At 49.5% G+C, this 1,580-nt stretch carries 2 protein-coding genes; one reads left to right on the plus strand and one right to left on the minus strand.

The features are described from left to right. The first annotated feature begins 190 nt into the window (after positions 1 to 190). Complete coding sequence (locus AC19YQ_RS24920) at positions 191 to 1,108, plus strand: sigma 54-interacting transcriptional regulator (protein ID WP_133076415.1); 918 nt, start codon at positions 191 to 193, stop codon at positions 1,106 to 1,108. Positions 1,109 to 1,362: 254 nt separating this feature from the next. Here the strand turns inward: AC19YQ_RS24920 and AC19YQ_RS24925 are convergent. Then, the coding region (locus tag AC19YQ_RS24925) for a hypothetical protein (protein WP_500596185.1) at positions 1,363 to 1,580 on the minus strand (218 nt) is incomplete at its 5' end.

Genomic DNA, 1,580 nt, shown 5'->3' on the forward strand with positions numbered 1-1,580 from the left:
GGTGAAGCCTTGAGCTTGACTGAGCTGAATGATCGCGCGCTCTTCAACGCTGAGTTCGGAATAGGACATAGGGGCAGCACCGTACCGGAAAGGTCAGGTGTTGCACTCAGTTTTCGCGGCCGCCCTGTCTATCCGGGTTGGCCGTAAAACACAGCCTTCCCAAAAAAGAAATAAAGCGGGAGCAAACTCAATGGCGTCTTCCCATTCGAGAGACGAACATTATCAAGCCTATCAATTCGAAGACCCCGAACTTGACGCCACCATCAACAGTACTGCAACACTCAACATAGATATTTTACTCTATGGTGAAACCGGCACCGGCAAGGACACGCTGGCAGAGCGGCTACATTCTTTATCCGGACGTCGAGGTCATTACATTGCAATAAACTGCGCGGCCATCCCCGAGAGCCTGGCTGAGAGCCAGTTGTTCGGCGTCACCCACGGCGCATTTACCGGTGCCATGCAATCACGGGCGGGCTTTATTGAAGCCTCCGATATGGGCACGCTGTATCTCGATGAGATAGACAGTATGCCGCTTATCCTGCAGGCCAAATTATTGCGTGTACTGGAGACGCGTGGAGTCGAACGGCTAGGATCGACAAGGTCCATACCCGTGGACATGCGCGTCATTGCCTCGGCTCAATCTTCTTTATCAGAAATGGTGGAACAAGGTCGTTTCAGACGAGACCTGTATTACCGTCTTAATGTAGTAAGCCTGCATTTACCGCCTTTACGCGAGCGACGCGAACACATTATTCCCTTGTTCCTTAACTTGATTCAGCGCGAAGCTAATTACTTCAACTCATCTATACCAGTGCCCAGCACTTCACTGCTTCAACGTGTTATTTGCCATGACTGGCCTGGTAATGTCCGGGAATTGAGATCCGTTGCCAAGCGGCTGGTACTGGGTTTACCCCCACTTTTGACATGTTCAGGGGTCAATAACAATGACGAAAAAAGCTTGAAACTTCGTTTGCAGCAAATCGAAAAACTAATCATTCAAGATTCCCTGCGACGTCACCTATATAGCTTGGATGCTGTGGTACTTGAGTTAGGCGTTGCGAAACGTACGCTTTACCATCGAATGAAACAACTGGAAATATCCTGACGTCAACAAACTGGAACTGAGCGACTTAATAACGTCACTCAAACAACGAACCAGCCTCCCGGTTCAATATTAATATCGGTCTCCAGAGGAATACATATGCTACCTCTACTCCCCCTATTGGCACCCATCCTATTACCGGTCGTCAACAAGGTTATTGATACGCTCGGCGGCCTTGCGAAAGACACGTTAAACACCGCGGTAACAACTGCGACCTCTCCTCTCAACAGCACCACCCCTACAAACAAGATCATGTTTTAACACTCCCATAAAATAACCAACCACAGGAATATCACCATGTTAATTCCACTCCTCTCAGCATTATTCAGTGGCGGTAGCGGCCGTAGCGTGTAGTGGTCTAATGAAACCGGACACCCTTTTAGGCGAGAATACTCGCCAGATCGAGGTGTCAGATGACCAAACAACGCCGTACCTTTTCCGCTGAATTCAAACGCGAGGCTGCCGACCTCGTGCT

The sequence above is a fragment of the Pseudomonas sp. MF06569 genome (genome assembly GCF_059862735.1).

Excerpts from the sequence above, each read along its gene's own strand:
- AC19YQ_RS24920 (WP_133076415.1), top strand. The coding sequence starts at position 191 with ATGGCGTCTTCCCATTCGAGAGACGAACATTATCAAGCCTATCAATTC.